20 protein-coding genes and 1 tRNA gene are annotated in these 26,858 nt (G+C 46.4%); 6 read left to right on the top strand and 15 right to left on the bottom strand.

Annotated elements, in window-relative coordinates; all coding sequences use genetic code 11:
* Positions 1-897: 897 nt before the first annotated feature.
* From hutH to HQ39_RS04905, 5 genes are read right to left on the bottom strand one after another with little or no spacing between them, the layout of a single operon-like run.
* Positions 898-2,397, bottom strand: a complete 1,500-nt coding sequence (gene hutH, locus HQ39_RS04925) for a histidine ammonia-lyase (protein ID WP_036848099.1) — start codon at positions 2,395-2,397, stop codon at positions 898-900.
* Between the two features lie 26 nt (positions 2,398-2,423).
* Positions 2,424-3,050, bottom strand: coding sequence for a cyclodeaminase/cyclohydrolase family protein (locus tag HQ39_RS04920; RefSeq protein ID WP_036791232.1), 627 nt, complete (start codon positions 3,048-3,050; stop codon positions 2,424-2,426).
* A gap of 40 nt (positions 3,051-3,090) precedes the next feature.
* The gene (gene hutI, locus HQ39_RS04915; RefSeq protein WP_036864219.1) at positions 3,091-4,350 is read right to left on the bottom strand and encodes an imidazolonepropionase; all 1,260 of its coding nucleotides are present in this window, start codon (positions 4,348-4,350) and stop codon (positions 3,091-3,093) included.
* Between the two features lie 3 nt (positions 4,351-4,353).
* Positions 4,354-5,259, bottom strand: a complete 906-nt coding sequence (ftcD, locus tag HQ39_RS04910) for a glutamate formimidoyltransferase (protein ID WP_036864217.1) — start codon at positions 5,257-5,259, stop codon at positions 4,354-4,356.
* 50 nt (positions 5,260-5,309) lie between these two features.
* Positions 5,310-7,304: a urocanate hydratase gene (locus HQ39_RS04905; RefSeq protein ID WP_036864214.1), complete on the bottom strand. Its 1,995-nt coding sequence runs from the start codon at positions 7,302-7,304 to the stop codon at positions 5,310-5,312.
* Between the two features lie 310 nt (positions 7,305-7,614).
* Here HQ39_RS04905 and HQ39_RS04900 point away from each other — a divergent pair, with 310 nt between their 5' ends.
* The gene (locus HQ39_RS04900) at positions 7,615-8,346 is read left to right on the top strand and encodes a hypothetical protein (RefSeq protein ID WP_036864212.1); all 732 of its coding nucleotides are present in this window, start codon (positions 7,615-7,617) and stop codon (positions 8,344-8,346) included.
* Positions 8,347-8,456: 110 nt separating this feature from the next.
* Here HQ39_RS04900 and HQ39_RS04895 read toward each other — a convergent pair whose 3' ends face one another.
* The 10 genes from HQ39_RS04895 to HQ39_RS04850 form a co-directional block, all read right to left on the bottom strand.
* On the bottom strand, positions 8,457-9,419 hold the full coding sequence (locus tag HQ39_RS04895) for an alpha/beta hydrolase (RefSeq protein WP_036864210.1): 963 nt from the start codon (positions 9,417-9,419) through the stop codon (positions 8,457-8,459).
* On the bottom strand, positions 9,416-10,552 hold the full coding sequence (locus tag HQ39_RS04890) for an ATP-binding protein (protein ID WP_036864208.1): 1,137 nt from the start codon (positions 10,550-10,552) through the stop codon (positions 9,416-9,418). The genes HQ39_RS04895 and HQ39_RS04890 overlap by 4 nt, the downstream gene beginning before the upstream one ends.
* Before the next feature lie 27 nt (positions 10,553-10,579).
* Entirely contained in the window at positions 10,580-11,563 is a 984-nt protein-coding gene (locus HQ39_RS04885) for a dihydroorotate dehydrogenase-like protein (protein ID WP_036864206.1), read from the bottom strand.
* Positions 11,564-11,770: 207 nt separating this feature from the next.
* Positions 11,771-11,852 (bottom strand) — tRNA-Leu (locus HQ39_RS04880).
* A gap of 105 nt (positions 11,853-11,957) precedes the next feature.
* The gene (lpxB, locus tag HQ39_RS04875) at positions 11,958-13,109 is read right to left on the bottom strand and encodes a lipid-A-disaccharide synthase (RefSeq protein ID WP_036864203.1); all 1,152 of its coding nucleotides are present in this window, start codon (positions 13,107-13,109) and stop codon (positions 11,958-11,960) included.
* A gap of 20 nt (positions 13,110-13,129) precedes the next feature.
* Positions 13,130-13,894: a 5'/3'-nucleotidase SurE gene (surE, locus tag HQ39_RS04870; RefSeq protein ID WP_036864201.1), complete on the bottom strand. Its 765-nt coding sequence runs from the start codon at positions 13,892-13,894 to the stop codon at positions 13,130-13,132.
* A gap of 6 nt (positions 13,895-13,900) precedes the next feature.
* Complete coding sequence (locus tag HQ39_RS09205) at positions 13,901-14,473, bottom strand: FKBP-type peptidyl-prolyl cis-trans isomerase (RefSeq protein WP_052079451.1); 573 nt, start codon at positions 14,471-14,473, stop codon at positions 13,901-13,903.
* A 14-nt stretch (positions 14,474-14,487) separates the two neighbouring features.
* Positions 14,488-16,032, bottom strand: a complete 1,545-nt coding sequence (locus tag HQ39_RS04860; RefSeq protein ID WP_036864198.1) for a glycine--tRNA ligase — start codon at positions 16,030-16,032, stop codon at positions 14,488-14,490.
* An 855-nt stretch (positions 16,033-16,887) separates the two neighbouring features.
* On the bottom strand, positions 16,888-17,739 hold the full coding sequence (locus tag HQ39_RS04855) for a bifunctional methionine sulfoxide reductase B/A protein (RefSeq protein WP_036864195.1): 852 nt from the start codon (positions 17,737-17,739) through the stop codon (positions 16,888-16,890).
* Positions 17,740-18,008: 269 nt separating this feature from the next.
* Entirely contained in the window at positions 18,009-18,299 is a 291-nt protein-coding gene (locus HQ39_RS04850; RefSeq protein ID WP_052079486.1) for a hypothetical protein, read from the bottom strand.
* 175 nt (positions 18,300-18,474) lie between these two features.
* Between HQ39_RS04850 and HQ39_RS04845 the strand changes: the two genes are divergently transcribed.
* The 5 genes from HQ39_RS04845 (at position 18,475) to HQ39_RS04825 (ending at position 26,658) form a co-directional block, all read left to right on the top strand.
* Positions 18,475-19,461: a lactate/malate family dehydrogenase gene (locus tag HQ39_RS04845; RefSeq protein WP_036864192.1), complete on the top strand. Its 987-nt coding sequence runs from the start codon at positions 18,475-18,477 to the stop codon at positions 19,459-19,461.
* A 23-nt stretch (positions 19,462-19,484) separates the two neighbouring features.
* Complete coding sequence (locus HQ39_RS04840) at positions 19,485-20,480, top strand: glycosyltransferase 87 family protein (RefSeq protein ID WP_160216110.1); 996 nt, start codon at positions 19,485-19,487, stop codon at positions 20,478-20,480.
* 14 nt (positions 20,481-20,494) lie between these two features.
* A complete protein-coding gene (locus tag HQ39_RS04835) occupies positions 20,495-21,913 on the top strand; it encodes a metallophosphoesterase family protein (protein WP_052079450.1) in 1,419 nt (472 codons plus the stop codon).
* A gap of 67 nt (positions 21,914-21,980) precedes the next feature.
* The gene (polA, locus tag HQ39_RS04830; protein ID WP_036864189.1) at positions 21,981-24,770 is read left to right on the top strand and encodes a DNA polymerase I; all 2,790 of its coding nucleotides are present in this window, start codon (positions 21,981-21,983) and stop codon (positions 24,768-24,770) included.
* 13 nt (positions 24,771-24,783) lie between these two features.
* Positions 24,784-26,658 (top strand): ComEA family DNA-binding protein, encoded by a 1,875-nt coding sequence (locus HQ39_RS04825; protein ID WP_036864186.1) that lies wholly within the window; start codon positions 24,784-24,786, stop codon positions 26,656-26,658.
* The last annotated feature ends 200 nt before the right edge of the window (positions 26,659-26,858 follow it).

The raw sequence follows: 26,858 nt of genomic DNA, 5'->3' as shown, positions 1-26,858 counted from the left end.
TGATACAGGTTCACCCAAAACGGTAAACGAGCATATTCTTTCGGCTTAACGTGTTTAATTTTTCAACGAACACGTTTAGTGATTTCATTAAACACGTTTACCGGATTCGATTAACGTGTTTAGAAATTTTGCTTATAGTGTTGATAGATAGCATCTTAAACTTTTCGACCCCTTTTTAGCTGTTTTGGGGTGCAAAATTGCATTAGGATTTGTTTATAGATAGAGTTGTTGAAATTCACACCTATTAACGCAAAAAAGCCCCATGAAACGGACTGAGAAAAAATTTTCCCCAAATTCGCGTTCTTTTGTATCTCTCTTATTATAAATCTCTTACCGGCTTTCCTCCAAACTCTCTTCCCAATTTCGCTTCAAATCCGACCTCATTTCTACCGATTTTTGGACTTCCATTTTTATATAAAAGTTCACGGCAAAAGAGGCTTATCTTACCCCTCTGTTTCGGCAAGATAAACCCCTCTATTTTGCGCTATCCGCTCTCCTCTTTTTCACCAAAGAGAGCGGCAAAAAGTTGCCGACTGTTTACCTTCTTTATATCCCAAATACAAAACTATCTGACATATTTATCCTTTTATTAAGTTTATCCACCATTGGTGTTAACTATAAGTTTCAAGGGAAAATAAGAAACGGATTTATGATAAGCCATACTAAAATGCATTATCAAACTTGCTTACACCAAAACAAAAAAGATAAATCATCAATTAGAGAGGGAAAGAGTGATGAAACAATGATTTATAAGCAGAGAAAAGATTGTTTTATTATCGGAAATTCTATTTTAACATAGGTCTTGCTCTCCAAGAGTTTCCCATAATAAAAACAGCGTCCGCAATCTTGAAAGATGCGGACGCTGAAGTATGAAAGTCGGTATATCTGAATGTGAAATTACATTGCGATGAAAGGATAGGTCTGAACGAAGCGATAAGCATCTTCTATCTGTTGGTACATCACAACGTCATCTTCCACTCTCGGTACTACGGTACGGAACTCTTTGAGAAGAGCTTCGAGAACAGGGGAAGTAGTAGCCGGACGGCGGAACTCAAAGGCTTGTGCCGCATTCATAAGCTCTATACCGAAGATGCGATAGAGGTTGTCTATGAGCGGTAGAAGCTTTGTGGCTGCATTGGCACCCATGGAGACATGATCTTCTTGATTGTTCGAGCTGACGATGGAGTCGGATGCAGCGTTGAAGCAGTACATCTTGTTCTGACTCACCATAGAGGCTGCGGCGTATTGCGGAATCATGAAACCGGAGTTGAGTCCCGGCTTTGCCACAAGAAATTCGGGCAGATCGCGCAGACCGAAGATGAGTTGAGCCACACGGCGTTCGGAGATATTTCCCAGCTCGGCAAGTGCAAGAGCAAGGAAGTCGTATACGATAGCCAACGGCTGACCATGGAAGTTGCCTCCCGAAAGGATCATATCCTGATCGGGGAATATGGTCGGGTTGTCCGTTACGCCATTGATCTCCTCTTCCACAACACGGCGAACGTGTGCGATGGCATCGTATGATGCTCCGTGTACTTGAGGAATACAGCGGAAAGAGTACGGATCTTGCACGTATGGTTTCGGCTCACGGATGTGAGTGCTGCCTTCGAGAATCTTTCTCATGTGGCGTGCGATCTCCACTTGTCCCTTATGGTTGCGGATGGTGTGCAGCTCTTCCGTGAAAGGAGCATCCAGTCCGTTGAATCCTTCAAGAGATAGAGCCGCTATACCGGTAGCCATGGTGAGAATCTTTTTTGCCTGTATGAGGGCATAGACTCCATGGGAAGACATGAACTGCGTACCATTGAGCAGGGCGAGTCCTTCCTTACTTTTGAGCGTAACAAGGGCGATACCTGCCTCTGCCAGTGCTTCTTTCGCCGGTACTCTTGCGCCTTTGTAGAACACTTCTCCGTATCCGATCATCGGCAAGAAGAGGTTGGCAAGAGGAGCGAGGTCGCCTGATGCTCCGAGAGAACCTCTGTCGAACACCACCGGAGTGATGTCTTTGTTGAGCATCTCCACGATCCACTCTACCGTACAAAGCTGTACGCCGCTATGCCCGAAGGATAGTGCGTGTGCTTTAAGAAGCATCATCAAGCGGACGATCTCTTTTTTGACCTCTTTCCCGGTACTGCAGGCGTGGCTCTTGATGAGGTTTTCTTGCAGTGTGGTAAGGTCTTCGGAAGAGATACTTCTGTTACAAAGAGAGCCAAATCCGGTAGTGATACCATACAACGGACGGTCTGAAGTGGCAACCTTTCGGTCGAGATACTCCCGACAATGCTCTATCTTCTGAATGGCTTCCGGTGCCAACTCCACCACATGAGGGTAGAGGATGAACTCCTCCAACTGCTCGATGGTAAGGTCTGCACCGCCTACAATAATCTTTCTTTCCATAACAAATGGGGTTGTCTGTATCTCTATTATTGTAGAGATACCTTTGTTTTCTCAAAGATGACCTTCTCTCTTGCGATGGCATCGGCTTCCAAGCGATCTGCTTCTTCTGCCAAAGCACGCACAAACTCCTGATCGGTGATAGAGGTGAGGTTAATACGAACATTGAGGAGTGCGCCCAAGACTGCGGTGCGAGCACACATCATTGCCACACAACCATCGGTAATGGCGTTGTTGTTACCCTTTGCCACAACAGTCTCGGCAAGGGTTAGCAGTTCGTATGCACGTCTTGCCACCGCCATCGGGATATTGGCTGCAAGTTTGGTACGCTCCTGTATCTGTTCGGTACGATAGGCTTTCTCTTCGTCTGTTTCCTTGGGAAGCTTGAATGCTTCAAATACCAAGCGGTAAGCATCGCTGTCTCTGTCGATGTCTGCGATGAGTTCTTGGCGAAGAGCTTCAGCCTTGACAGCCAACTCTTTCATCTCCTCTTCTACATCCACATAACGCTTCTTGCCAATGGTGAGATTGGCAACCATCTGAGCGAGTGCACCTGCTATGGCACCATTCAGAGCAGAGATACTGCCACCTCCGGGTACAGGTTCCGAACCTGCGGTTTCAAGTATAAATTCTTGTATGTTTAAGTCTTTAAGCATTGTCTTAGGGGAATAAATTAGTTTGAGTTTTGTATAGAAATCAGATTACAGGGTAACGAACACCACTCTTGATGGTGTCTCGTACCAGATTCATACCGAAGTGGTAGGAGAGGAACTTGTATGAGGGGAAGCGGATGATAGCCATGTCGGCTTGCTTGCCTACCTGAATACTGCCCACTTGATCGGCACGACCTATTGCCGCAGCACCATTGATGGTAAGAGCGGTAATGGCTTCCTCTACTGTCATATTCATGTATATGGTGGCAAGAGCGATCATAAGAGGAACGGAAGAGGAGAAACAGCTGCCCGGATTGAGGTCTGAAGCCATTGCCACAGCACAGCCGGCATCTATCATCTTGCGGGCTGGTGCATACTCTGCTTTCAAGGAGAATGCCGTACAAGGCAGTACGGTGGCTACGGTGTTGCTGTCTGCCATTGCGGCAATACCTTTATCCGAGATTTGAAGCAGGTGGTCTGCCGACAAGCATCCCAGCTCTGCAGCAACTTCCGCTCCTCCAAAAGGTACAATCTCATCGGCGTGCATCTTTACCGCAAAGCCCATCTTCTTGGCTCCATTGAGCAGTACACGCGTCTGTTCGTGATCGAATACTCCTTTTTCTGTGAAGATGTCGCAACACTCTGCAAGGTTGCGTTCTTTTACCACAGGCATGACCTTGTCAAGCAGGAAGTGGATAAACTCCATCTCTTTCCCCTTGTATTCGGGAGGAGTATCGTGTGCCCCCATGAATGTAGAGTAGAGAGAGACCGGATGTGTACGCTCCAACTCTGCTACGGCTTCAAGCTGACGGATCTCTGTCTCCAGGTCCATACCGTAGCCGCTCTTGGCTTCTACAGTGGTAACACCTTGTCTGAGCATGGCATCGAGATGCGATCTGCCGGAAGCGGTAAGCTCTTCAATGGTCGCATTGCGAGTGGCTCGCATAGTGCTGGCAATACCACCACCGCGCTCCATGATGCTCATATAGCTGTCTCCTGCAAGTCTCCACTGAAACTCGTCTTCTCTATACCCGCCAAAGACAAGATGGGTATGGCTATCGACAAATCCGGGAAGGACGCAACACCCCGAAGCATCTACTTCATGACAGCCACGGGTCTCCTCTTCGGAGACACCCGCCATGCTGCCAACGTATGTTACGATGCCGTCGCGAGCTATGATGGCAGCAGGACCTTCGATGACACCGATGGCATTCATCTCTTGCGCTCCTCGCTTTGCCTTGTTTCCCTCGCAGGTTACAATCTGAGCAATGTTCTTGATAAAAATATTGCCGATGGGTTTCATCGTTTATTCCATTATTTTGTTTTCCAATACTTGGTCGATGGAGAACTGTTCAAGACCAAGATAGTACTCTGCCACATCTATAAGAGCAGCCATAGGTACAAGACCTACAATCTCAGCACCTACGATCTCCACACCATATCTGCGAGCTTCCATACGTACCATTTCGTGTGCACGGTAAACAGCGGTCTTTGTGTAGTCGGTAAGGTTCATGGAGACTTGAGTGATACCTCTGTCTGTGAGCTCTACACCCATAGCCTTACAGAAACGAAGACCTCCGCCGATGAAGCGAACCTTCTTTGCGATGGCAGATGCAATCTCAAGATCGGAAGTGTTGAGGTTTACATTGTATGCAACAAGAGGCATACGTGCACCTACGGCCACTGTTCCGCTGGTTGGGTGACGTTCTGCCGGACCAAAGTCAGGCTTCCACTCTTCTTGTTTGATCTTTTCTGCCATTCCTTCAAACTCGCCCTTACGGATAGCTGCAAGGTTTTCTCTATGAGGCGCAGAGGCAGACTTTTCATAAAGGAATACAGGAATATTGTAGCGGCTTGCTATTTCTGCTCCTACCTCTTTGGATAGAGCTATGGCATCGTCCACAGTGACATTTTTGATAGGAATGAACGGCACAACATCCACAGCACCCATACGAGGGTGTTGTCCTTCATGTTTTGTAAGGTCTATATGTTGTTGAGCTATGCCGATAGCTTCCAAAACAGCAGCTTTTAGGGGTTCGGGATCTCCAACAACGGTAACTACCGTGCGATTGTGATCCTCATCGCTGCTATAATCAAGAAGTCTGACACCATCCGTAGCACGGAATGGTTGAACGATCTTTTCTATAATCTCTTTGTTGCGACCTTCACTGAAGTTAGGCACGCACTCCATAAGTCTTTTTACAGTTGCCATCTTAAATTGTGGTTGAATGTGAAAATTGTTTGTATTTAGTTTTATAGGTTTTATTTCAGAAGATTGTCGAGGAGAGTATCATCAACAAGATAAGGAATGGTGATATGGTATCCCTCTCCGGCATGTGTGCGGTTGAACTCTTCGGAGGTACTCATGGCATTCTCATTGCGAGCCCATGAACGTCTGGCTACACCACCCATAACGTCCCACAACATTGCTGTGCGGAGAATGGTATCGACACGTTCGGAGCCGTCCAAGACCATACCAAATCCGCCGTTGATACTTTTACCGATACCAACGCCACCGCCATTGTGAAGAGCGATAAGGCTCATACCACGAGCTGCATTCCCTGCAAAGCACTGCACTGCCATGTCTGCCATCACGTTTGAACCATCTTTGATGTTCGATGTCTCACGGAAAGGAGAGTCTGTTCCGGCAGTATCGTGGTGATCTCGTCCCAACATGATAGGACCGACTTTGCCTTCACGCACCATCTGATTGAAGCGTAAAGCTATCTGCTGTCTGCCTACCGCATCCTGATAGAGGATACGAGCCTTTGTCCCAACTACAAGAGCATTCTTTTCTGCATCTCGTATCCAGATATAGTTGTCTCGGTCTTGCTCTCTGCGATCCGGATTTATACACTCCATGGCAGCGTGGTCTGTTGCACGAAGATCTTCTTCTTTTCCGGACAAACATACCCAACGGAACGGGCCATAACCATAGTCGAACAGCTCCGGACCCATTATGTCTTCAACATAGCTTGGCCATATAAAGCCGTCTTTATCGTCAATGCCGTTTTTGGAGATCTCTTGCACTCCGCTGTCGTAGATTGCTTTCATGAACGCATTACCATAGTCGAAGAAGTATGTGCCCTTTGCCACCAATCCTTTGATCACTTCATAGTGGCGTCTTAGGCTTCTATCCACCGCAGCGGCAAAAGCATCCCGATCTTCTTTTAGAAGTTTTGTGCGCTCTTCAAAAGAGAGTTCCACCGGGCAATATCCTCCTTCATACACGGCATGACAGCTGGTTTGGTCGGAGAGCAGATCTATATGTATGTTCTCTTTAAGAGCATACTCCAACAGATCTACGATATTTCCATGAAATGCAATAGAGATCGGCTCTTTGCTTTCGATACCTTTTCGTGCGATCTCAAATGCTTCTTGTATGGAGTGAGCAATATATTTAACCCATCCTTGAGAGTGGCGTGTAATGATACGTGAATAGTCCACTTCTGCCGTGATGGATACTGCTCCTGCAATGTCAGCAGCTTTCGGTTGAGCTCCACTCATGCCTCCCAATCCGGAAGAGATAAAGAGTTTTCCTGCAAGATTGCCTCCTGTCGGGATGTTGAGACGTTGGCGACCTGCATTCAAAAGTGTGTTGAAGGTACCATGTACAATACCTTGAGGACCTATATACATCCATCCTCCGGCTGTCATCTGTCCGTAGTTTGCCACACCCATTTGTGCTGCAATTTCCCAATCTTTGATGTTATCGAACAATCCGATCATCATCGAGTTGGTAATGATTACACGCGGAGCATCCGGCTTGGATGCAAACAATCCAAGAGGATGCCCACTCTCGATGACCAGTGTTTGGTCTTGGGTGAGTTCCTCAAGATATTTCATGATGAGGCGGTACTGCATCCAGTTTTGGCAGACTTGTCCTGTCTCTCCGTAGGTAACAAGTTCGTATGGATACAGCGCAACATCAAAACAGAGATTATTATCTATCATCACTTGGAAAGCCTTCCCTTCCAAGCATTTTCCTTTATACTCATCTACAGATTTTGCTTTCAGATCTCCCTGTGGACGGAAACGATATCCATAAATTTTACCTCTGGTCTTCAACTCTTCCAGAAATTCCGGAGCAAGTTTTTCATGAAGTTCTACGGGAATATATCTTAAAGCATTTTGAAGTGCCACTCTCGTCTGAGCAGGAGTCAGGCGGTAACCACGGTCCGGAGCTCGACGAATGCCTTCTTCAAAAGTCGGATATTGAGGCAGAGAAGCCTCTAACGTAAAAATTTTGGCATCCATATTATGTATTAGGTTATATGTGATTTATTCCATTTTACAAGTATAAGATCCGCTCTTTATGGGGTAAATGGGATCTCAAAAATGTCTCGCAAGATACGAAAAATATAGCACCCCTACAAAAGAAAGGGATGTCAAAGATCTGCTACTCAAAAGCCTTTTTCTTCTTTCTTGAAGAATGGTAATATTTTAGTGGAAACAGCAGAAAAATTACCCATAGATTGGTATTGGGATACTCTTTACTATTGATGATATTTGCACAGATAAAACGGAAATATTACCAAAAACATAAGAACAAACAACAGACAACATTATGAACAAACATTTAAGCAGGATTTTTCTTCCTCTTCTTCTATTTATTATTGCTCCGGTAGCAAGTGCACACACCATGTGGTTGGAGTCCAAAACGACAGGAGTTGTCGGAGAAGCGCACAAGGTAGAGCTTTTCTTCGGAGAGTTCTCCATGAGTGATAAAACCCCGACAAAGGATTGGTTGAAGGGACTGTGGAGCGGAGAGTTTAAGGTTACTACTCCTTCCGGAGCTGTTATAGATCTGAAGGCAGAGGCGGAAGAAATCTGCTATTCCGCATCTTTCACTCCTACTGAAGAGGGTTGGTACAGAGTACACTACGACTGTTTCTCTCCTACAAAGTGGCAAGGATCGGAGCTGCACTATCTCTCTGTTTTCTGGATCAAGGTAGGAAGCCCTAAAGCATCACCTATGGAGAGGAGTCCTTTCGAGAATGGGCTCTCTCTTCTTCCTCCTACACGTTCTGAACTGAATGGCTCTCAAGTCATCAAGTTCCCTATTTTCAAGAATAATGAAGTACCCAAAAGAATTGCTCTGAATATCTTGGCAGACAATGGTTGGAGGAAAAACTATTATAGACTTAACGAAGGCATGCTTGAGATGTTGCCTTTGTGGAAAGGACGATATCTGCTCAACGAGGTGATACGTAAGACTTATACCCCGGAAGAGTCTGCTGCAAAGGATGGAGCCAAAGGACTTTACTCCAATATTACTTACTTCTTCGAAGTGCAATAACAGGTAGATGTACTGATTGTTGATATAGAAAAAGGTGTCCCTTAGAACTCGAAAGAGTTTGAAGAGACACCTTTTCTATCTTGTAAAGAGAGTTTGAAGGCTCCGGGTTTTCATATTGGCATTACACGCTCGCACCATTTGAAGAGCTTTTGGTATACCTCCTCTCTGACCTCTTTTGGAGACAATACCAAGTCATGTATGGCATTAGCAATGGGGGAGAAAGTGATGTCTCCGCTTAGTCGCTTGGTGTAAGCCCGAATGTGTTCTACATTCAGGATAATATCGGAGGTCATTATTCGACTATCCCATTGTACCGGAGTGAAAGATTTATCCGAACACATTACCAGCATAGGGACTTTTATCTCCGTATGTTTATCCAGATAGCGATGCGCCTTTTCTACTGCTGATACAAAAGCCAGCTTGGTATCACTTGGAACGTGAGGCTTAAGTCTGAGATCATATTTCCACTCTCCATGCTCCGATATGTGTAGAGCTTTTCCATAAAAGTCGGTAAAGGGAACAACGGGTAATGGTAGCTCCGGATATCTGTTGCCGATCTTACTGACCACCGGTAGTACTTTTTGAGCCAAAGCACTTATCTGAAAGCCATAAAACGGGCTGTTGCAGAATAGAGCATGAAACAGATCACTATCCGGATGGCGAAGAGCGTAATAGGTTATAAGCAGCCCTCCTGTGGAGTGCCCGCACAATAGCACTTTTTTATTGCCCTCGCTTCGGATCTGCTCCAATGCCCACTGCATATCTTCATCGTACTCCTTAAGATCGCGAACATTATTGAATAGCTGGTGAGGCATCCAAGAACGACCATATTTTCGGAGGTCTATCGCATAAAAATGGTATCCCTTAGAGCAAAATCGCTCTGCCATCTCGGTTTGGAAGAAATAGTCGTTGAAGCCATGGATATACAGCACGGCTTTTTGAGAGAGGGCGTTTGTTTTTTTTCGGACTAAAGTGCAGACGACTTTGCCTTCATAGTCTTCCGGTTGAGTTGTTTGGAGCTGTTCAAACTTTTCTCCCAGAATATCTTTTTGGTAAGAAGCTGTCTGTCTCATGCTCTTGAGGAGAAAGATTTGAATAGTTGTAGCATCAAATCAAAGAAAATCATCTTTGCACTGACATTCTGCATCAGCTCTTTTCGTGCCGTATCTATGGCATCGGAAATCTGTTCCACATTTCTTTCCGAAATCACAGAGGAGAGCTGGCGTACTATCCTAATATTATCTTTTCGGGAATATAGGAGAGCCTCCTGATCTTGTTTGGTAGAAGTTAAGCCGCATATAAATGCTTCTCGCACGGCATCTGCCAACTCTTTGCAGAGAGCCGTGAGATATTCTCTACTTTCCGTATGCAGCTCTTCGCTTTCCTGCTTCATCTCTTTGGCATTTCCTCGCATGGATAGGGTAAGTATCTTGTAAGCTCTAAGAGCCTCTTCCGTTGTCTTTTCTCCACTTTCCAAAAGCATTTTAGCCAAGACCATACTACCGGATGAGAGGTGAGCTATACGCTTTCCCGTTTCTTCGGTAATGTCATAGTTTTTCACAAGCCATTGAGACATCATTTCGGGCATAATGGGATGCACCGGAATGCGCTGCACTCTGCTGATGATGGTGGATAAGAGCAGCTCGGGAGCTGTTGTAACAAAGAGAAACTGCACTCCCTTGGGAGGTTCTTCCAATAGTTTTAGAAGTTTGTTGGCGCACGAGACATTCATCTTCTCCGGAAGCCAGCAGAGGACTATCCGATAGTCTGCTTCATAAGGACGGTAGGATAGTTTCTCTTCGAGATACTCTGCCTCTTTCACAGATATGGACAGCTGGGTGTTTTGCAGAGAAAGGGCATCGCCCCACTCTTTATAGGTTATGCGTGGCTCCTTTGAGAGTTGTTCTCGGAAGAGAGGAAGATAATCTTCGGAGGTTTCAAGTTTTTCCTTTTTTACGATAGGGTAGAGCGGTAGTAGGTCGGGATGAGAAAGAGTGTCTACTCTCTCGTAAATTGTGCTTTTTTCTTCTTCGCTTCGTCCACGTGCAAGCAAAACCTTTGCGGTGGCAAGAGCGAGAGGCAGTCCTTCTCCTCCATCCTTGTCATAAAAAAGAAGGGCATGAGGAAGAGTGCCGGAAGCAATATTTTGCTTCAAATAGGCGACACTCTTCTCCTGCCCTATGATATTCTCAAAAGGATCTATCATAAAGATCAATGAGGTGTCCGAACCCGATTAGTTCGGTTTATGATTAGAGTAGTACTTCATGAACTGTGTACGAAGATACATTGCAGACAACTCATCATCCTTAGCGGAAAGATGTCCCATAAACTCTTTGATGTTATAGTATTTGTGTCTATCCATCCATCGTATCAGTTCACCCAGTACATGAGTGATCAATCCCTCTCCATCTCTGTAGATACTGCTACACATCTGTACCGCAGAAGCACCGGCAAGAAGACCTTTAAGGACACCTTGAGTATCGTGTGCTCCGGAAGAGAGAGCTACATCCATGTCCGGTATGGCGCCGTGTACCAATGCCGTGTAACGCAGAGGATCTTCTATATCTTCAGGACGAGTGAAGATGTTTCCTGACTTTACTCTCATGCTTTCGACCTCTATATCCATCGCATAGCTGCGATTAAAGAGAACAACGCCGGCGGCTCCAACCTTTTTAAGGTCGTGTACAAGACGAACAATGTTGGAGAAGTACTTCGGCAGTTTTACGATTACAGGAAGTTTGGTCTGCTTGCATAGTGCATCTACCATCTCTATACACTCTGTCTCCATAGCACCGTAAGGAGAAGAGAAAGAGGTATCTATGCTCATGTAGTTTAGCTCTATGGCATCTGCTCCGGCAGCTTCGATCTCTTTGGCAAAAGAGATCCAGGAGTCTTTTTTGAAGCAGTTGATGCTTGCGATGACCGGAATGGAAAGCACCTGCTTGGCTTCTCGAAGTAGAGTCAGATGGTTTTCCAGGGCGTTATCTCTGACATAAGCCATAAGATAGTCCATGGCTTCCGGAGAGTCTGCTCCTCCATACAAGTGTTTTATATCGCTATCTATCTGCTCTTCAAAGAGAGACTTTAGTACCAGAGCACCTGCTCCTGCTTGTTCGTAGCGAAGCAGATTATGACTTTTAGAGGTAAGTCCGGAGCTGGAGACTATAATGGGGGAAGATAATTGAAGTCCTGCAAAGGTCGTAGATAACTTATCCATACGCTTTATTAGTGTGATTATTTAGATTTCAAGTCCTATATGTTAGTGCAGTCTTGCCGACTATTCTGTCCTTTTGAACTACACACAACCTCTCTTTTTACTTTAAGATAGGTCGTTACAGAAAACAAAGATAACGAAGATAGGCGAACTATCAAACAAAAAGCCTGCAAAAGCATTGCTTTTACAGGCTTTCATTTTCACCTTTTGTGCGGCTGAAGGGACTCGAACCCCCACGTCTCTCGACACTAGATCCTAAGTCTAGCGTGGCTACCAATTACACCACAGCCGCATTTTAGAATCGCACTCAGATGTTCTTCTTTCGTGAGTGCAAAGATAGAGAGGATATTTTAATCTCGCAAGCGTTTGAGCAATATTTTTTCAATTTATTCTTCACTCAGTCTCTTTTGCAAATCTCTTCTGCAGCTCTTTCGGAGGCATCGCTCTCGCCTAATTTTTCGGACACGTTTTCGTATCCGGTCAGCATGGCGTGCATATAGTTCTTGTTTTTCAATATCTTTTCGATCTCCTCTTTAACCCTCTTTGTCGTGAACTTTCCTCCGAAAAGTTCTTGTACCACAGGGCGATCCGCTATAAGATTTACGAGTGAGATAAAGGGAACCGAAAAGAATCTTTTGAATACGAAGTTGGCAAGATAGCCTGCTCCATGCGCATAACAGACCACCTGAGGCGTGCCAAGCAGACAGGTTTCAAGTGTTGCCGTGCCGGAGGTAACCATGGCGACATGAGAGCGGGAGAGAATATCGAAAGTGTGTCCAAACAAGATAGGATACCCTTTTGCTTCGGGAATAGAAGCGTACAGATCCTCTTTTTGTCCGGGTGCTCCGGCTATAATAATATGGCATCCGCCCTCCACCTCTTCTGCCGCACGTATCATTACCGGCAGGTTGGCACGTATCTCTGCTGTCCTGCTACCGCACAAGATTGCGCAGACAGGCTTCCTGTTTATCGTATCACGCTCTTCGGGATGGATGTTTTTCCCGTTAAGGTGCGGTTTCTCTTGTAGAAAACGCTTTACGCCGGCGAGGGTCGGATTTCCCACATATACAGCCTGGTGCAGGTCGTGTTTCTTAAAGAAATCTACCTCAAAAGGCAGGATGCAAAGGACTTTGTCCGTTTGGGTGCGCAGCTTGGCAATACGTTTCTTCTTCCATGCCCACACCTTCGGAGAGATATAATAGTAGAGCCTTGCAGAGGGGAGTTGTTCCTTTACAAATGGGAGGATGTAACGAAAGTTGAATCCCGGATAGTCCACCGGTATCACAACATCAGGCGAAAACTCCAGCAGTGCCTGCTGAACCTTTTTTGCATACTTCCTTATCGTACCCAAGTGTTTCAGCACCTCCCATACACCCATGAATGCCATACCGGAGTAGTGTACTATTGGGGCTTCTCCCGTAGCTTCCGAGAGAGCTTCTCCGCCTACGAATGCAAAGGAAGCGTTGCCGTCTCCCTTTTTTATGGCTCTTACCAGATCTGCCGCATGTGTATCTCCGCTGGCTTCTCCGGCTATTATAAAATACTTCATCTCGGATCTCTGTGCGCTCTTTAGATCTCCCAGTGTTTGAGTTCCCTCATCGCTTCGTAGTCTGTAACGTCTATCTTGCAGGGAACAAGTGTTGCAAAGCCTTTTTCAGCTACGGAAAGATCGCAGCCGAGATTGTGCGGCTCATGACTCATCAACGCTCCTGCCATCCAATAGACCTCTTTGCCCATCGGAGTGGTCTGCTTGACGTACTCGTCATAAAACTTCCCGTCTGCCTGGCTGCACAGCCTCATCCCTCTCACTATGGGTACATTAGGGACATTCAGATTGAGATAAGTCCCTTTTGGCAACCCGTCTTTGAGAAGACGGCGAGCCACTGCACGAGCATAGCGACAGCTTTGAAGATAGTCGGAGTCCTGCGTTCCCTCTATGAGAGATACGGCAAAAGAGGGGATGTCGAATATCGTTCCCTCTATCGCTGCTCCAAGTGTACCGGAATAGTTTACACATATACTCTGATTGCCCCCATGATTTATACCGGCGACCACCATATCGGGTCTTTCGGGCAGGATGACGTTTAGAGCCAGCTTGACACAGTCTGCAGGCGTTCCGCTACAACTATATATCGTGATCCCGGGATCTCTTCGGACGCAGGAGTAATGGATAGGAACGGAAGAGGTTATTGCGCTCGAATAACCGCTGCGAGGCCCATCGGGAGCCACAACCACAATGTCTCCAAGATCTTTCAGGGCGATGATCAACTCCATTAACCCCTTGGCGAAGACGCCGTCATCGTTGGAGATAAGAATACAAGGACGCTTTTGCATATCGGTTTACTCTCGAAGAATATCTACCAACTCCAAATCGAAGATAAGGGCAGAGCGGGCAGGAATTTCCGAAACGGCTCTGTCCCCATAAGCGAGCTGCCAAGGGATCACGACCGTACCCTTCTCTCCGATAGACATATACTGTAAAGCCACCTGCATACCCATGATGACGCTACCTTGTACCTGCATATTGGGGCGGACAGCCATGATTTCCATTGCTATCGGTTTCTGCTTAGGCACGTAGTTCGGATCCGTATTCATCACATCCTCGACGTAGCTGGCATTGTCGAATATGGTACCATCCACCAGCTTGCCCACGTATCGGATGCTCACTTTGCTGTTTTGTTTCGGCTTCTTATCCTTTATCTTCGGCGCCATGCGCTGCTTGTAGTAAACGGGATATACCGCAAACGGGAAAGGAATGGCATGGTAAGAAGGATCTTTAGAGATCTTCTCCACATACGCTTCGCTCTTCTTTTGGTTCTCTGTCTGTATCTCTTGAGTGGTGGAAGTCTCACAACCCACGGAGAGGAAAGAGATCAGAGCAACCAGCAACAGGCTGTATATCTTCTTTGTCATAAGCGTTAGGTTTATTATTTAAGTTTTTTGAGCAGGCTCTTCATGCTTACTTTTTCCGCGATGATGCCGTGAAGTCGTTCTATTGCAACACGTTCCTGCGTCATATCGTCTCTGTAACGAATGGTTACGGTATTGTCTTCCAGGCTCTGATGATCGAGTGTGATGCAGAACGGAGTACCTATTGCATCCTGGCGACGGTAGCGTTTGCCGATGGAGTCTTTCTCATCGTATCGGCAGGCGAAGTCGTACTTGAGCATCTCCATCACCTCTTGCGCCTTTTCGGGTAAGCCGTCCTTGCGTACCAAAGGAAGCACTGCGAGCTTCACCGGAGCCAGTGCAGCCGGCAGGCGAAGCACCACTCTTGTGTCTCCCTCTCCGCAATCCTCTTCCGCATAAGAGGCTGCAAGGATGCTCAAAAACATTCTATCCACACCGATGGAGGTCTCCACAACGTAGGGGATATAGCTGTCGTTCAGCTCCGGATCGAAGTAGCGCAGCTTCTTCTTGCTGAACTCCTCGTGGCGAGAAAGGTCGAAGTCGGTACGGGAATGGATACCCTCCACCTCCTTAAACCCGAACGGCATCTTAAACTCGATGTCCGAAGCGGCGTTGGCATAGTGTGCCAGCTTTTCGTGATCGTGGAAACGATAATTTTCTGCACCGAATCCTAAAGCCTGATGCCACTTCATTCGGATATCTTTCCACTTTTCATACCACTCCAGTTCCGTGCCGGGACGAACGAAGAACTGCATTTCCATCTGCTCGAATTCCCTCATGCGGAAGATGAACTGACGTGCTACGATCTCGTTGCGGAACGCCTTACCGATCTGTGCTATCCCGAAAGGAATCTTCATCCGTCCGGTCTTTTGCACGCTGAGATAGTTCACGAAGATACCCTGAGCTGTTTCCGGGCGCAGATAAACCTTGAATGAGCTGTCTGCCGTAGAGCCCATTTCGGTGGCAAACATGAGGTTGAACTGGCGTATTTCCGTCCAGTTTTTGGTCCCGGATATGGGGCAGACGATGTCCAGCTCCAGTATAAGGTTACGAAGAGCCTCGTAGTCGGAGTCGTTCAGATAGGTAGAGAAGCGTTCGTGTATCGCATTGCGCTGCTCTATGTATCCCATCACACGAGGATTGGTCTGCTTGTACATCTCCTCGTCAAAGCTGTCGCCGAAGCGTTTTGCCGCTTTTTCGACCTCTTTTGCAATCTTATCGTCTATCTTGGCAAGGTGATCTTCGATAAGCACATCCGCTCTGTATCTCTTCTTCGAGTCTTTATTGTCTATGAGAGGATCGTTGAACGCATCCACGTGACCGGAGGCTTTCCAGATCTCCGGGTGCATAAAGATGGCAGAGTCTATCCCTACGACGTTGTCGTGAAGCAGGGTCATGCTTTCCCACCAATATCTTTTGATGTTGTTCTTTAGCTCGACCCCGTTTTGAGCGTAGTCGTACACCGCGCCCAGTCCGTCATATATCTCGGACGAGGGGAAGACGAATGCGTACTCTTTGCAGTGCGATATGAGTTTCTTGAATACCTCTTCTTGTTTTGCCATGTCTACTGTTTATCTTGTTTTTAGTTGTTCTCGAAATCTTTGTGAGATCGCATACGAATCTCAACCTACAAAGATAACCATTTCTTGTAACAAGGGGATACATTTTCTTTTTCAATCTCCTCCGTTTCATTTTAAGGTGTAATTCCTTGCTAAAATATCTTATCGAACGCAATTTTCAGCCCTTCGTTTTTATATATTCCATCTCGAAAAATGTTCTCTTTTTTCGGCTCTCTATTTTGATCGAATGGGTCGTTTTCAGAGCGTGAACGAATTGTTAAATTTGGGCTGTTTTATTAACACAAATTCCGATACCTGTTAAGCCAAAATGCTAAACTAGCATATTCTTTCGGCTTAACGTGTTTAATTTTTCAGTAAACACGTTTACCGATTTCAGTAAACACGTTTACCGGATTCGATTAACGTGTTTAGCCAAAATCATTAAAATGTTAATAATCAGCAGACTACGCGTTTTTGCCCTAAAATACCCCTGAAAAGTCAGATTTCTTTATTAGGAAATGTTTACAGGCGAGGGTGTTAAAATTTACACCTATTAACGCGAAAATGAGCCCTGAAAGCGATCGAGAGGAGTGCTGAGTGCAAATTCGCGATTTCTTGTATCTTGTTGTTTGTGAGATTGTTATTGTTGGTTGGTCCCTTTCGGCTACTCAACCTTATCTTCCGGACGGGGTTCTGCCCGACCCCCATTAGGACTCTGTTTTTATATAAAAGCTCCCACCGAAATGCCTTATATATTTCCCTGCGGATTGTATGGGGAAGAGCGAAGGATAAAATAAAAGAGAGACAGAACCATGTGGCGGTTCTGCCTCTCTTTTCGTTATTTTTCTTCGTAGCGGACTAAAAGATCTTCTTATAGCCGTGACAGTATGGAGTGGTGCCTTTTCTATCGTAATAGCCTTGGTGATACTCCTCTGCTTTCCAGAATTTGCTTGCTTTCCGGAGCGTTGTAGCCGGTTTGTACCCTTTCTCTTTCAGGATCTCCAGATACTTCTTGCCTGTCTCCTCTTCTGCTTTGTCCGAACAGAATATGGCGGAAAGGTATTGAGAGCCTATATCGGGACCTTGTCCGTCGGGCTGCGTAAAGTCGTGCGTCTCGAAAAACAGCCGTACAAGCTCCTCGTAAGACACTTTTGTAGGATCGTATTCTACCTCCACGCACTCCAAGTGTCCGGTAGTGCCGGTGCAGACATCCTCGTATGAGGGATGCTCCAAAGTGCCTCCCATAAATCCGACAGCTGTCCGCTTCACGCCCTCTTTCTTGCTGAAAAAGTACTCTGTTCCCCAAAAACATCCGGAGGCAAAGTAGGCACGGCGAAGCTCTTTAGCCGAATCGGGGATGAACTCCATGGATATAGAGTTGACGCAATGGCGGGTATCTTTCGACGTGAAGCCCTCTCCCTCGAATACATGACCCAGATGGGCATGGCAGTTGGCGCAGATGATCTCCACTCTGTATCCGTCGGCATCGGGCACTCTTCGTACTGCCCCTTCGATCTCATCATCGAATGACGGCCAACCGCAACCGCTATCAAACTTGTCTTCCGAGCGGTACAGCGCAGCGCCGCATCGCTTGCAGACATACGTTCCGGAGCGTTTCTCATCCAGCAGTTTGCCGGTGAAAGGAGTTTCCGTTCCCTTTCCCACGATCACCGCCTCCTCTTCCGGAGTCAGCTTCTTATACTTGTTCATTTTATCTGTATTGGTATTAGGTTTTACGGCAGACGGGCTCTTACAGCCGGACAAGCCGATAAAGATTAGTAGTAGAAAGCCCCAAAACAGAGGCACGATACTTAATTTCTGACAATAGTAATTCGTTCTCATGGTAATAAAATGGTTAGTAGGATTGATCCCAATCTGGATTGTTCAAAAAAGACCCTACGCTCACGATCTTTCTCATACAAATATGTGTGAGCCTTGATCGTGAGACAAGGGTCTTATCTATCGTTATAAAAACAGATTTATTCCTCTACGCCACGGGGAAAGAAGTCGAAGTTGTCTCCTCTCTCTTCTCTCATTATTTTGAGCGCATAGTCCAAGATAGTGGTGTCATCCAGTTTAACGATTCCTCCATCAGGACCCGGCTCGATGTGTATACCGGTGCTTCTTCCTTCTCTGAAGTTAGCTCCTCCAAAATAGTTGCGGACTGTTTCAGGCTTTAATCCCAACTCATCCGCTATACGTTGAATAGTGCCGTCAGGCAACATATCTTTTAGTCTTCTCAGTTCGTTGAATGTAAAAGTTCTCGACATAATTAAGAGTGGTTCTTTATAGAGTTTATGACTAAAGACGATTATGTACTCATAATTGTCTCTGTTGACTTGTCGCCAAATTAGTGATAATTTTCCCAACGTGCAAGTTTTCTTCTGCTTTTCTGCTTCTACAAAAAACGTATCTTTGTGTGTATAAGAAAAGACAAAAGAGTAAATGAACAGATTCCTTACCTCTGCCCCTTTCCTGATCATCGGAGCTACCGGACACATCGGAAGTGCACTGGCTTTTATGTCGGTGGCAATGCGTTTTTCTTCTCACCTGATTCTCTTCGGACGGGATGAGAAAAAGCTGTTGGGAATGCGGGAAGAGCTTTACGAATGTGGCGTCTATCCTATTCAGGTAGATATCATAACAGAACCGGAACAGCTGACAACTCTGCCTCCGGTTGCATTTGTGGCATATACGGTGAGTGTTCCTTTTCGGAAAGAGACAACACGTGAAGAGCTTCTTCTCTCCAATGGAGAGCTTACAGCCCGGCTTGCCACTGCTTTTGCTCCGTATATCCAAAGCGCAAAGCTGTTGGTCTGTGTCTCCAATCCGGCAGATGCCATGGGTTTGGTTCTGCAACAGCAGACCGGTCTTGCTCCCGAAAAAGTGTGTTCGCTCTCGGCATTGGATACCACTCGCTATCGGAAACATCTGAGCAGAGCGTTGCATATTCCGCTTGAAGAGACCGGAGAAGTCTATACACTGGGAAGCCATGACGATAAAATGGTGGTGGCTTTCGAGGGTAGCCGTGTGCACGGTATACCTTTGTCTCAGCTTGTCGGAGAGGGTAAGGGTTTTTCGTATGAAGACTTTGAGAGTGTGGAAGATATTGTTGTTCGAGGAGGACGATTCATTATCCGTCATCGTGGATATATGGCTTTTGAAAGTCCTGCCCTGCTTATGTTGGAGATGTTCAAGGCAACGTTGGAAGGGCAGAAACCTTTCACGATTCCTGCTTCACGACTTAGCGAACACCCTCTGTTCCCGAATGTTTTTATGGCATTGCCGTCTTGCATAGACACTAAAGGGGTACACCAAAACCGCGAGTACGCACCGGAAGGACGAGATTTAGAGAAACTCACGATAAGCTATAACTGGTTGAAGGATCAGCGAGAGGAGCTTATAAGAGCCGGGTATCTCAATTCTTTATAGTACTGATGTTATTCTTCTCTGCAATGGGCTTTGATCAAACACCATATTATGCACCTCTCTACCATCAGCTCCATGCTCTGTTTGGGGAGTGGTTGCCTTTGCTTTCTGCTGTTTTACTGCTGATAGCCATCGTGATGCTTCCGTTTGAACCGAAACGGAGGCTGCTTATCTTTGGTACTGCTGCTATCTTTCTGCCTGCGGCATACTTGAGAAGCGATATCAATATCCTGACGGTGGCTTCTCTTCTTTTGGTTTACACCGGTGTGAAAAGAGGGAAAGATGGCATTGCACCTCTATTCATCTGGTTGAGTGGTGGAGTCAATCTGATCGGATTATCCGGTCTGGTCTATTTCTTTTTCTCTTCCCGGAAAAAGAGTTTTCTGCTGTACACGCTCCTGTGTGGCGCTCTTTTCCTTATTTCCCAGCTGATCATCTGCGGAGGTATTCAGGGTATGACAGAGACCTATACAGAATGGTATGCTCTTTGGGAGCAGAAAAACAAGATCAATCTTCAGGATGATACCTTGAACCTTTCGTGGTTGGGGCTGCAACGTGAACTCGTACAACCGTTTTTTGGAGAGAGCTATCGGGATCGTTTCTTTTTTATCACCGCAATGCACATGCTCTTGTTGCCGATTCTCAAGACTCGCCACATGAGGGCGTATTCCCGTATGCCGGAGCTTTTTCTCGGCTCCATCCTGATGTTTTTGTCGCTTTTCAATACGGGAAATACGGTATCGTCTCTCATTATGCCTGCTGTCGGAGTTATGGTCTGGACGCTTTTCTCCGCACATCGAAGCGGTATCAAGGTCTTTCTCTTCATACTGTTCATGCTCTCCTACATCCTGAGATTTGCTTTGCCGTATCTGCTTTTGTACGACAGATTGCTACTGATACCTCTCTGCATCATCTTCGTATTGAGTACCATCGAAATATGGAAGCTCTGCTACGATAAAAGCCTGTGGCGAGATGAAACAAAGGGAGGAAACATATTGAAAAAACTGGTGGATCATCTTTGATAAACGATATAAATATGAAAAGAAACAGAGTGAAAAGGAGTAAACAACGCTCTCCTCGTGCAAGAAAGGTACGTTACATCATTCTTCTTGTCATTATTTTAGGACTTGGTATTTGGGCTAAGTCTCGTTGGCGTGCGTGGTTTGTCTCTCCTCCCGAAGAGCCTTTCACACTCTCCGAAAAGATCCAACGTGTTACGCTGACACCGGGAGAAGATGGTGTGGAAGAGCGTACCATCTCTTGGATAACGGCTGTAGATGGAGAGGGGAACCCGAAAGAATTCGAGGTTTTACTCTATCGCATCCCCACCGATACTCTTCCGTTCCGGACGGAAAAGCCGGTCTCTCGTGTGGTGGATACCCGTGGAGGCTCTACCGCAATGTATAGCGTGTCATGGAAAGACCTTGATACAGGAAAGTATCTCTACGAGATAGCCGGCAGCGGAGATGTTTTCAGAGATAGCTTTGAGATACGCTCGATAGATGCTTTAGAGGATACACTCATCTACATCGGTGATATTCAGGAAAAACATGAAGGCTGGGCAAAAGAGATTTTCGACTCTATTTCCAAGAAAGTACCAACTGTTTCGCTCTGGTGCTTTGGTGGGGATGCCATAGAGCGCGGACATCAAAAATATTGGGATATTTGGTACAACTCTGTCTCGGATTTTGCTTCCAATAAACCGATGGTCGCCGTTCCCGGAAATCATGAATACAACAAAGGGATCTTCAAAGCGATAGATGCTCGTTGGCCCTATGCGTTCAATTTCCCTCAAAACGGACCGGATAGAAGTATCGGACGCAGCTACTATATAGACTATCCCAACTTCAGATTTATAGGTATAGACAGTCAGGGGATAGAGTTGAACAGTCAGTTTTTCTCTTCTCGCCGTTGGCTCAAAGAGGTTTTGGTGTCTCGTGGAGATCGTTTTGCCATTGTGATGTTTCACCATGCCATATACAGCGTGAGAGAGGGACGTCTCAATCCGTTCATGCGTTATGGTTTCCGCTCCATATTGGAAGATAAAACCGACGGAGCGGATCTCGTTTTGCAAGCTCATGACCACGCTTACTCTCGAATCATCAACAAGAAGAAAGGAGGAGATCTTACAACTCCGGTCTATGTCATAAGTGTCTGTTCTCAAAAAGTTTATCGTAACGGCTTTGATGAGATACACGATAAGATAGCTTCCGGAATACCTCTGTATCAAACCATCAGAGTGGGCAAAGATTCGCTTTTCTATGCTTCGTATACCACTTCACACGAGTTGTACGACTCGGTGATCATATCCAAGGAAGGAAAGGTGGCGGATCTCGGACAAGATATTCCGGAACAGTTCAACTTCCAATTCCCCGACACACCGAAAGGAGAGAAGAAAAAAGCAAAATATGTGGCAAAAGTGGAGAAGAGAAAGGCGATGAAGCAGCAAAAATAGAATAAATGGCTTCATGAAAAATCTCTCTCTTTACTCTTGATTTTTAGTATTCCGTTATCCGATGAATATGTCAAAACAAAATCTATATCTCTTGGATGCGTATGCTCTTATATATAGGGCATACTTCGCATTCATATCCAGACCCCGTATCAACAGCAAGCAGCAGAACACGTCAGCCATTTACGGCTTCCTGCTTAGCTTTCGAGAAATTCTCAATCGCCCCGATGCTTCTTACATAGCAGTGGCTTTTGACACTTCGGAAGATACGTTCCGACACAAGATTTATCCGGAATACAAAGCAACCCGTGAGGCATCGCCGGAAGCGATACGCTTTGCCATCCCATACATCAAAAAGATTGTCCAAGCCTACGGAGTAAAGATCTACGAAAAACCGGGCTATGAAGCGGATGACATTGTTGGTACCATCGCACACCGCATGGAGCATGAGAAAGGAACACGTCCGGATAGAGTCTTTCTGGTGTCTCCCGATAAAGACTATGCCCAGCTTGTTACGGACTATTCTCATCTGATGAGACCGATTCAGGGAGGAGGGTTCGAGATACTTTCTCCAAACGATGTCAAGGAGAAGTATGGCTTTTCGGAACCATCTCGAATGATAGACTATCTGGCACTTATGGGGGATAGCAGCGATAACATTCCGGGTTGTGCCGGAGTGGGAGAGAAGTCTGCCGCAAAGCTTTTAGCCGAATATCCCGAAGGCATAGAGCAGATATACGAACATCTCGATGAGATAAAGGGAGCATTGAAGAAGAAGTTGGAGGCCGGGAAAGATATGGTTGCTCTTTCCAAAACATTGGTTACCATAGATAAAAATGTACCCATAGACGTTGTGGCGGAAGAGTGTCTGGTAAAAGAGAAAGATGTCGAGACTTTGCGAGAAATCTTCTCGGAGCTGGAGTTCAGAAGTTTCATGGACACCCTTTCTCCTGCCGAATCCGGAGGAGATATTGCTTCATCCGGAATGCCGATGATGCGAAGCCTTTTCGACAGAGCCGAAGAGCCGGCTCCTTCGGAAGATCCGGCTGCTCCCGGAATGAAAGGAAAGTATCTCCGACTCACTTCCGAAGAGGAGTGCAAAGCCCTTGTGGAGGAGATCCGAAAGGCAGGACTTTTTGCGTTTGATACCGAAACGGACGGACTGGACTCGCAATCCGCAGGGATTGTAGGCGCATCTTTTGCCTGCAAAGAGGGAGAAGGCTACTATCTGCCCCTGCCTGAAGATCAAGAGGAGGCAGAAAAAGAGTTGGCAGTATTCCGTCCGCTGTTTGAAGATCCTGAAATCCTTAAAATAGGGCAGAACATAAAGTTTGATCTCGGAATCCTTCGTCGTTACGGTATTACCTCTCACGGCAGACAGTTTGATACCATGGTCGCTCACTATCTTATAGATCCGGAGCTGAGTCATGGTATGGATTATCTTTCATCCGTCTATCTCAACTATAAGCCCCAACCTATAACCGAACTCATTGGAGAGCGAGGAAAAAAGCAGCTATCCATGAGGGATGTAGAAGTAGATAAGGTGGTGCAATACGCTGCAGAAGATGCGGATGTAGCGTTAAGACTTTATCATGTCTTGCGAAAGAAGATAGAAGCAGATGCCGCACTGAAAAAACTCTTTTACGATCTGGAGATGCCTCTCACGATGGTGCTGGTCGATATGGAAGCGGAAGGGGTTACCATCTCTACCGAGACCCTGTCCAAGGCAAAGAAAGGTCTCGAAGAGCGTCTGTACGATATAGAGAAAAGCATTCACGAACTGGCAGGTCTTCCGTTCAATATCAACTCTCCCAAAGAGGTGGGAGCCATTCTTTTTGAACATCTTCGCTTGGTGGAAAAACCGAAAAAAACGAAGACCGGAGCCTATGAAACGCGTGAAGAGACCTTGCAGAAGCTAAAGAGCAAGCATCCGATTATAGAACAAATCTTGCAATATCGCGGTATAAGAAAACTTCTTTCCACTTATGTGGATGCGTTGCCGGAGCTTATAAACCCGAAGACAGGGCGCATACACACCAGCTTCAATCAGACCGTTACGGCAACGGGAAGGCTCTCCAGCACCAATCCCAACCTGCAAAACATTCCCGTCAGAGACGATGATGGCAAAGAGATTCGCCGGGCATTCATTGCCAACTATACGGATTCTGTATTCCTTTCTGCGGATTATTCGCAGATCGAGTTGCGTCTCATGGCGCATCTGAGTCAGGATCCTGCCATGATAGAGGCTTTCAAGAATGGTATGGATATCCATACGGCTACCGCTGCCAAAGTGTTCCACACCACAACGGAAGAGGTTACAAGCGACATGAGACGCAAGGCAAAAACGGCAAACTTCGGTATCATATACGGCATTACTCCTTTTGGTCTCAGCGAGCGTCTCGGTATCCCTCCCAAAGAAGCCAAAGAGATTATAGACGGTTACTTCGCATCTTTCCCGCAGGTAAAGGCATACATGGACAAGTCCATAGAGAATGCCGCAGAGAAAGGCTATGTCGAGACCATCATGGGAAGACGGAGATACCTCAAGGATATCCATTCCGGCAACTCCGTTGTGAGAGGTTTTGCCGAGCGTAATGCCATAAACGCTCCCATACAAGGCTCGGCAGCGGACATCATTAAGCTTGCAATGGTGCGGATTGCAGAGCGTTTCCGGAGAGAGCGGATACGTAGCACCATGATGCTTCAAGTGCATGACGAACTGAACTTTTCGGTTTTTAAGGATGAGCTGGACAGGGTGAAGCAGATTGTCCGAGAGGAGATGGAGCAGGTCTATCCGGAGATAACCATCCCTTTGACGGTGGATATAGGTGTGGGCAAAAACTGGCTTGAAGCGCACTAAACGGTTTTTCGGGGTGAGACCGATACTGTTTCTCCTGCTGCTCTTAGGATACTTTGCCACCACCTATGGGCAATCTTCCGTTGCGGGAGAGCTTCTTTTGGAAAGACTCAGAGAGTATAGCTACACCGATGAGGAGATCGAACTCTTTGTGCAACACCTTGAAACGCTCCGCTCTACTCCTCTTAATCTCAACACGGCTACCTCCGAGGAGCTTGCCCGAATCCCCTTTTTTGACGACTTTTTTATACGCAACTTTTTGCAGTATCGCAGTCGGCATGGTGCTTTTGTCTCTATTTACGATCTCAAAAATGTACCTGGAGCAAGGGTCGAATATATCTCTCTTTTAGAGCCGTTCTTTTCCACTGAAACGCTTACTGCTCCGGTGGAACAGAGTATTCGGGTAGAACTTTTTGAGTCTCTCTCCATTCCCCGATATGCTCATCGGCAACGTCTTTCGCTCCATAGAGGAAAGGCGTGGATGATGAGCTGGAATGCCGAACGAGATGCCGGAGAAAAATGGCTTCCTTTCAAGCAAGGGCTCTGGACGCATCACAATATATTTCTCTCTTATAACGCTCATCCGACATCCTCTTCTCCCGTTCGCCGCTTCATTTTAGGCGATTACCGGCTGCACACTGCACTTGGTGTGATGAACGGCATGGGTATCTCTTTTTATGCCAAACAGGAGACAGGGTATCGTCTTGCCCTGCCTCGCCAATCCGAAATATCGCCACACAACTCATTCCAAGAGTGGAACTATCTGCGAGGATTGGCTCTCACTCTCACCTCCGCACCATTCTCTTTTACGCCTTATCTCGGCTACACACCTTTGCAGGTATCGTTATGGTCAGGAGAAGATCGCATCAGAACCATCTACAAAGATGGTAAGCAGCGTCTCTCTTCCGACCAAGTGCATTTGCTCACCTTGGGAGGTTATTTCAAGTTTGCTCCTTCGCCACTTTTCCATGCCGGTTTTCAGGCTCTCAACAACAGATTTACAGGGCTTTCCGACAACAGACGTCTCTACCCTCCGGCTGCTTATCTGCAAGAGTTATCCCCCACTCGCTTCGCCATAGATATGGCATGGAGAGGGGCAAATGCCTCTGCTCTCGCGGAGGTTGTACTGCCTCATCGGGGAGCTTACGGCAGTGAAGCGGCTGTTGCGGTACTTACTTACAGAAACGACTATTGGGGTATGTTCTCTCTTGTAGCCCGTCACTTGGGAGAGCGATTTGCGATGCTGCACACCTCCACATACGGACACTTCTCTTCCCAAAAGAATGAACAGGGCATACGTATCGCTTGGAACGGAGAGCTTTTCCGCGGGTGGAGAGGAAGTCTGAGTACTGACTTTTACCGCTCTATCAGGCACGAGGAGCGGAGACCATCGCAAGCAGGCTCGGAAGTGATCCTGCGAATGGAGAAAGCCGTTGCCGAAACGGAGACGATGCTTTCTTTGAAGTTTGCCAAAAGAGATACGGGGAGCAAGCTCTCTTTCAGATTCAGAGAGAACCGGGAGATAGGAAAAGGGCATCATCTTTCTTCCTACTTTTTCGGCTCTTATACCGGAAACAAGAAGTATGGATGGAGTCTTGCCGCCAAACTGATGGGGAACATCGGAGAGGAGTGGTACTATCGTGCCTCGCTCCAGTATTATGATACCCCCACATGGTTACAGGCAGTGAGAAGTGTGGAGAGTAACTCTCCTCTTCACTACTATACTCCGATGCTTTATGGCAAGGGTTTGAGCGGTGCTTTGATTGCAGGTTACCGCCGGAAAAACAGCTTCTCCGTTTCCCTGAAAACATCTTACAACCACATCTTCCATAATCCTACGGAGCAGAAATCTGATCCTGTTGCGGAAGTAACACTTAAACTTTTTCTCTGAACAGATAGAAAACATCTTCTATACGGCTTTATATCTTGCGCTAAACAGATATAAAAGTAGCAGTCGAGGCTTGGTGTGTGCAAATCACGATTTGATATCTGCAAACCAAGCCTTGAAAACCAAAAAACAAGCCTTGATTTGAAGCTGTGAAAAGGTTCATACAAACTTCTTAATCTGTTTACAGTAGTTTGTGAACCGCT

Origin of the sequence: Porphyromonas sp. COT-108 OH2963, from assembly GCF_000768895.1 — a bacterium.
In the GTDB taxonomy this organism is placed as follows: Bacteria; Bacteroidota; Bacteroidia; order Bacteroidales; family Porphyromonadaceae; genus Porphyromonas_A; species Porphyromonas_A canoris.
Note: the sequence above shows the minus strand (reverse complement) of the source record. Positions and strands in the feature narration are given on the sequence as shown.

Excerpts from the sequence above, each read along its gene's own strand:
- hutH (WP_036848099.1), bottom strand. The coding sequence starts at position 2,397 with ATGGAAAGAAAGATTATTGTAGGCGGTGCAGACCTTACCATCGAGCAG.
- HQ39_RS04920 (WP_036791232.1), bottom strand. The coding sequence starts at position 3,050 with ATGCTTAAAGACTTAAACATACAAGAATTTATACTTGAAACCGCAGGT.
- hutI (WP_036864219.1), bottom strand. The coding sequence starts at position 4,350 with ATGAAACCCATCGGCAATATTTTTATCAAGAACATTGCTCAGATTGTA.
- ftcD (WP_036864217.1), bottom strand. The coding sequence starts at position 5,259 with ATGGCAACTGTAAAAAGACTTATGGAGTGCGTGCCTAACTTCAGTGAA.
- HQ39_RS04905 (WP_036864214.1), bottom strand. The coding sequence starts at position 7,304 with ATGGATGCCAAAATTTTTACGTTAGAGGCTTCTCTGCCTCAATATCCG.
- HQ39_RS04900 (WP_036864212.1), top strand. The coding sequence starts at position 7,615 with ATGAACAAACATTTAAGCAGGATTTTTCTTCCTCTTCTTCTATTTATT.
- HQ39_RS04895 (WP_036864210.1), bottom strand. The coding sequence starts at position 9,419 with ATGAGACAGACAGCTTCTTACCAAAAAGATATTCTGGGAGAAAAGTTT.
- HQ39_RS04890 (WP_036864208.1), bottom strand. The coding sequence starts at position 10,552 with ATGATAGATCCTTTTGAGAATATCATAGGGCAGGAGAAGAGTGTCGCC.
- HQ39_RS04885 (WP_036864206.1), bottom strand. The coding sequence starts at position 11,563 with ATGGATAAGTTATCTACGACCTTTGCAGGACTTCAATTATCTTCCCCC.
- lpxB (WP_036864203.1), bottom strand. The coding sequence starts at position 13,109 with ATGAAGTATTTTATAATAGCCGGAGAAGCCAGCGGAGATACACATGCG.
- surE (WP_036864201.1), bottom strand. The coding sequence starts at position 13,894 with ATGCAAAAGCGTCCTTGTATTCTTATCTCCAACGATGACGGCGTCTTC.
- HQ39_RS09205 (WP_052079451.1), bottom strand. The coding sequence starts at position 14,473 with ATGACAAAGAAGATATACAGCCTGTTGCTGGTTGCTCTGATCTCTTTC.
- HQ39_RS04860 (WP_036864198.1), bottom strand. The coding sequence starts at position 16,032 with ATGGCAAAACAAGAAGAGGTATTCAAGAAACTCATATCGCACTGCAAA.
- HQ39_RS04855 (WP_036864195.1), bottom strand. The coding sequence starts at position 17,739 with ATGAACAAGTATAAGAAGCTGACTCCGGAAGAGGAGGCGGTGATCGTG.
- HQ39_RS04850 (WP_052079486.1), bottom strand. The coding sequence starts at position 18,299 with ATGTCGAGAACTTTTACATTCAACGAACTGAGAAGACTAAAAGATATG.
- HQ39_RS04845 (WP_036864192.1), top strand. The coding sequence starts at position 18,475 with ATGAACAGATTCCTTACCTCTGCCCCTTTCCTGATCATCGGAGCTACC.
- HQ39_RS04840 (WP_160216110.1), top strand. The coding sequence starts at position 19,485 with ATGGGCTTTGATCAAACACCATATTATGCACCTCTCTACCATCAGCTC.
- HQ39_RS04835 (WP_052079450.1), top strand. The coding sequence starts at position 20,495 with ATGAAAAGAAACAGAGTGAAAAGGAGTAAACAACGCTCTCCTCGTGCA.
- polA (WP_036864189.1), top strand. The coding sequence starts at position 21,981 with ATGTCAAAACAAAATCTATATCTCTTGGATGCGTATGCTCTTATATAT.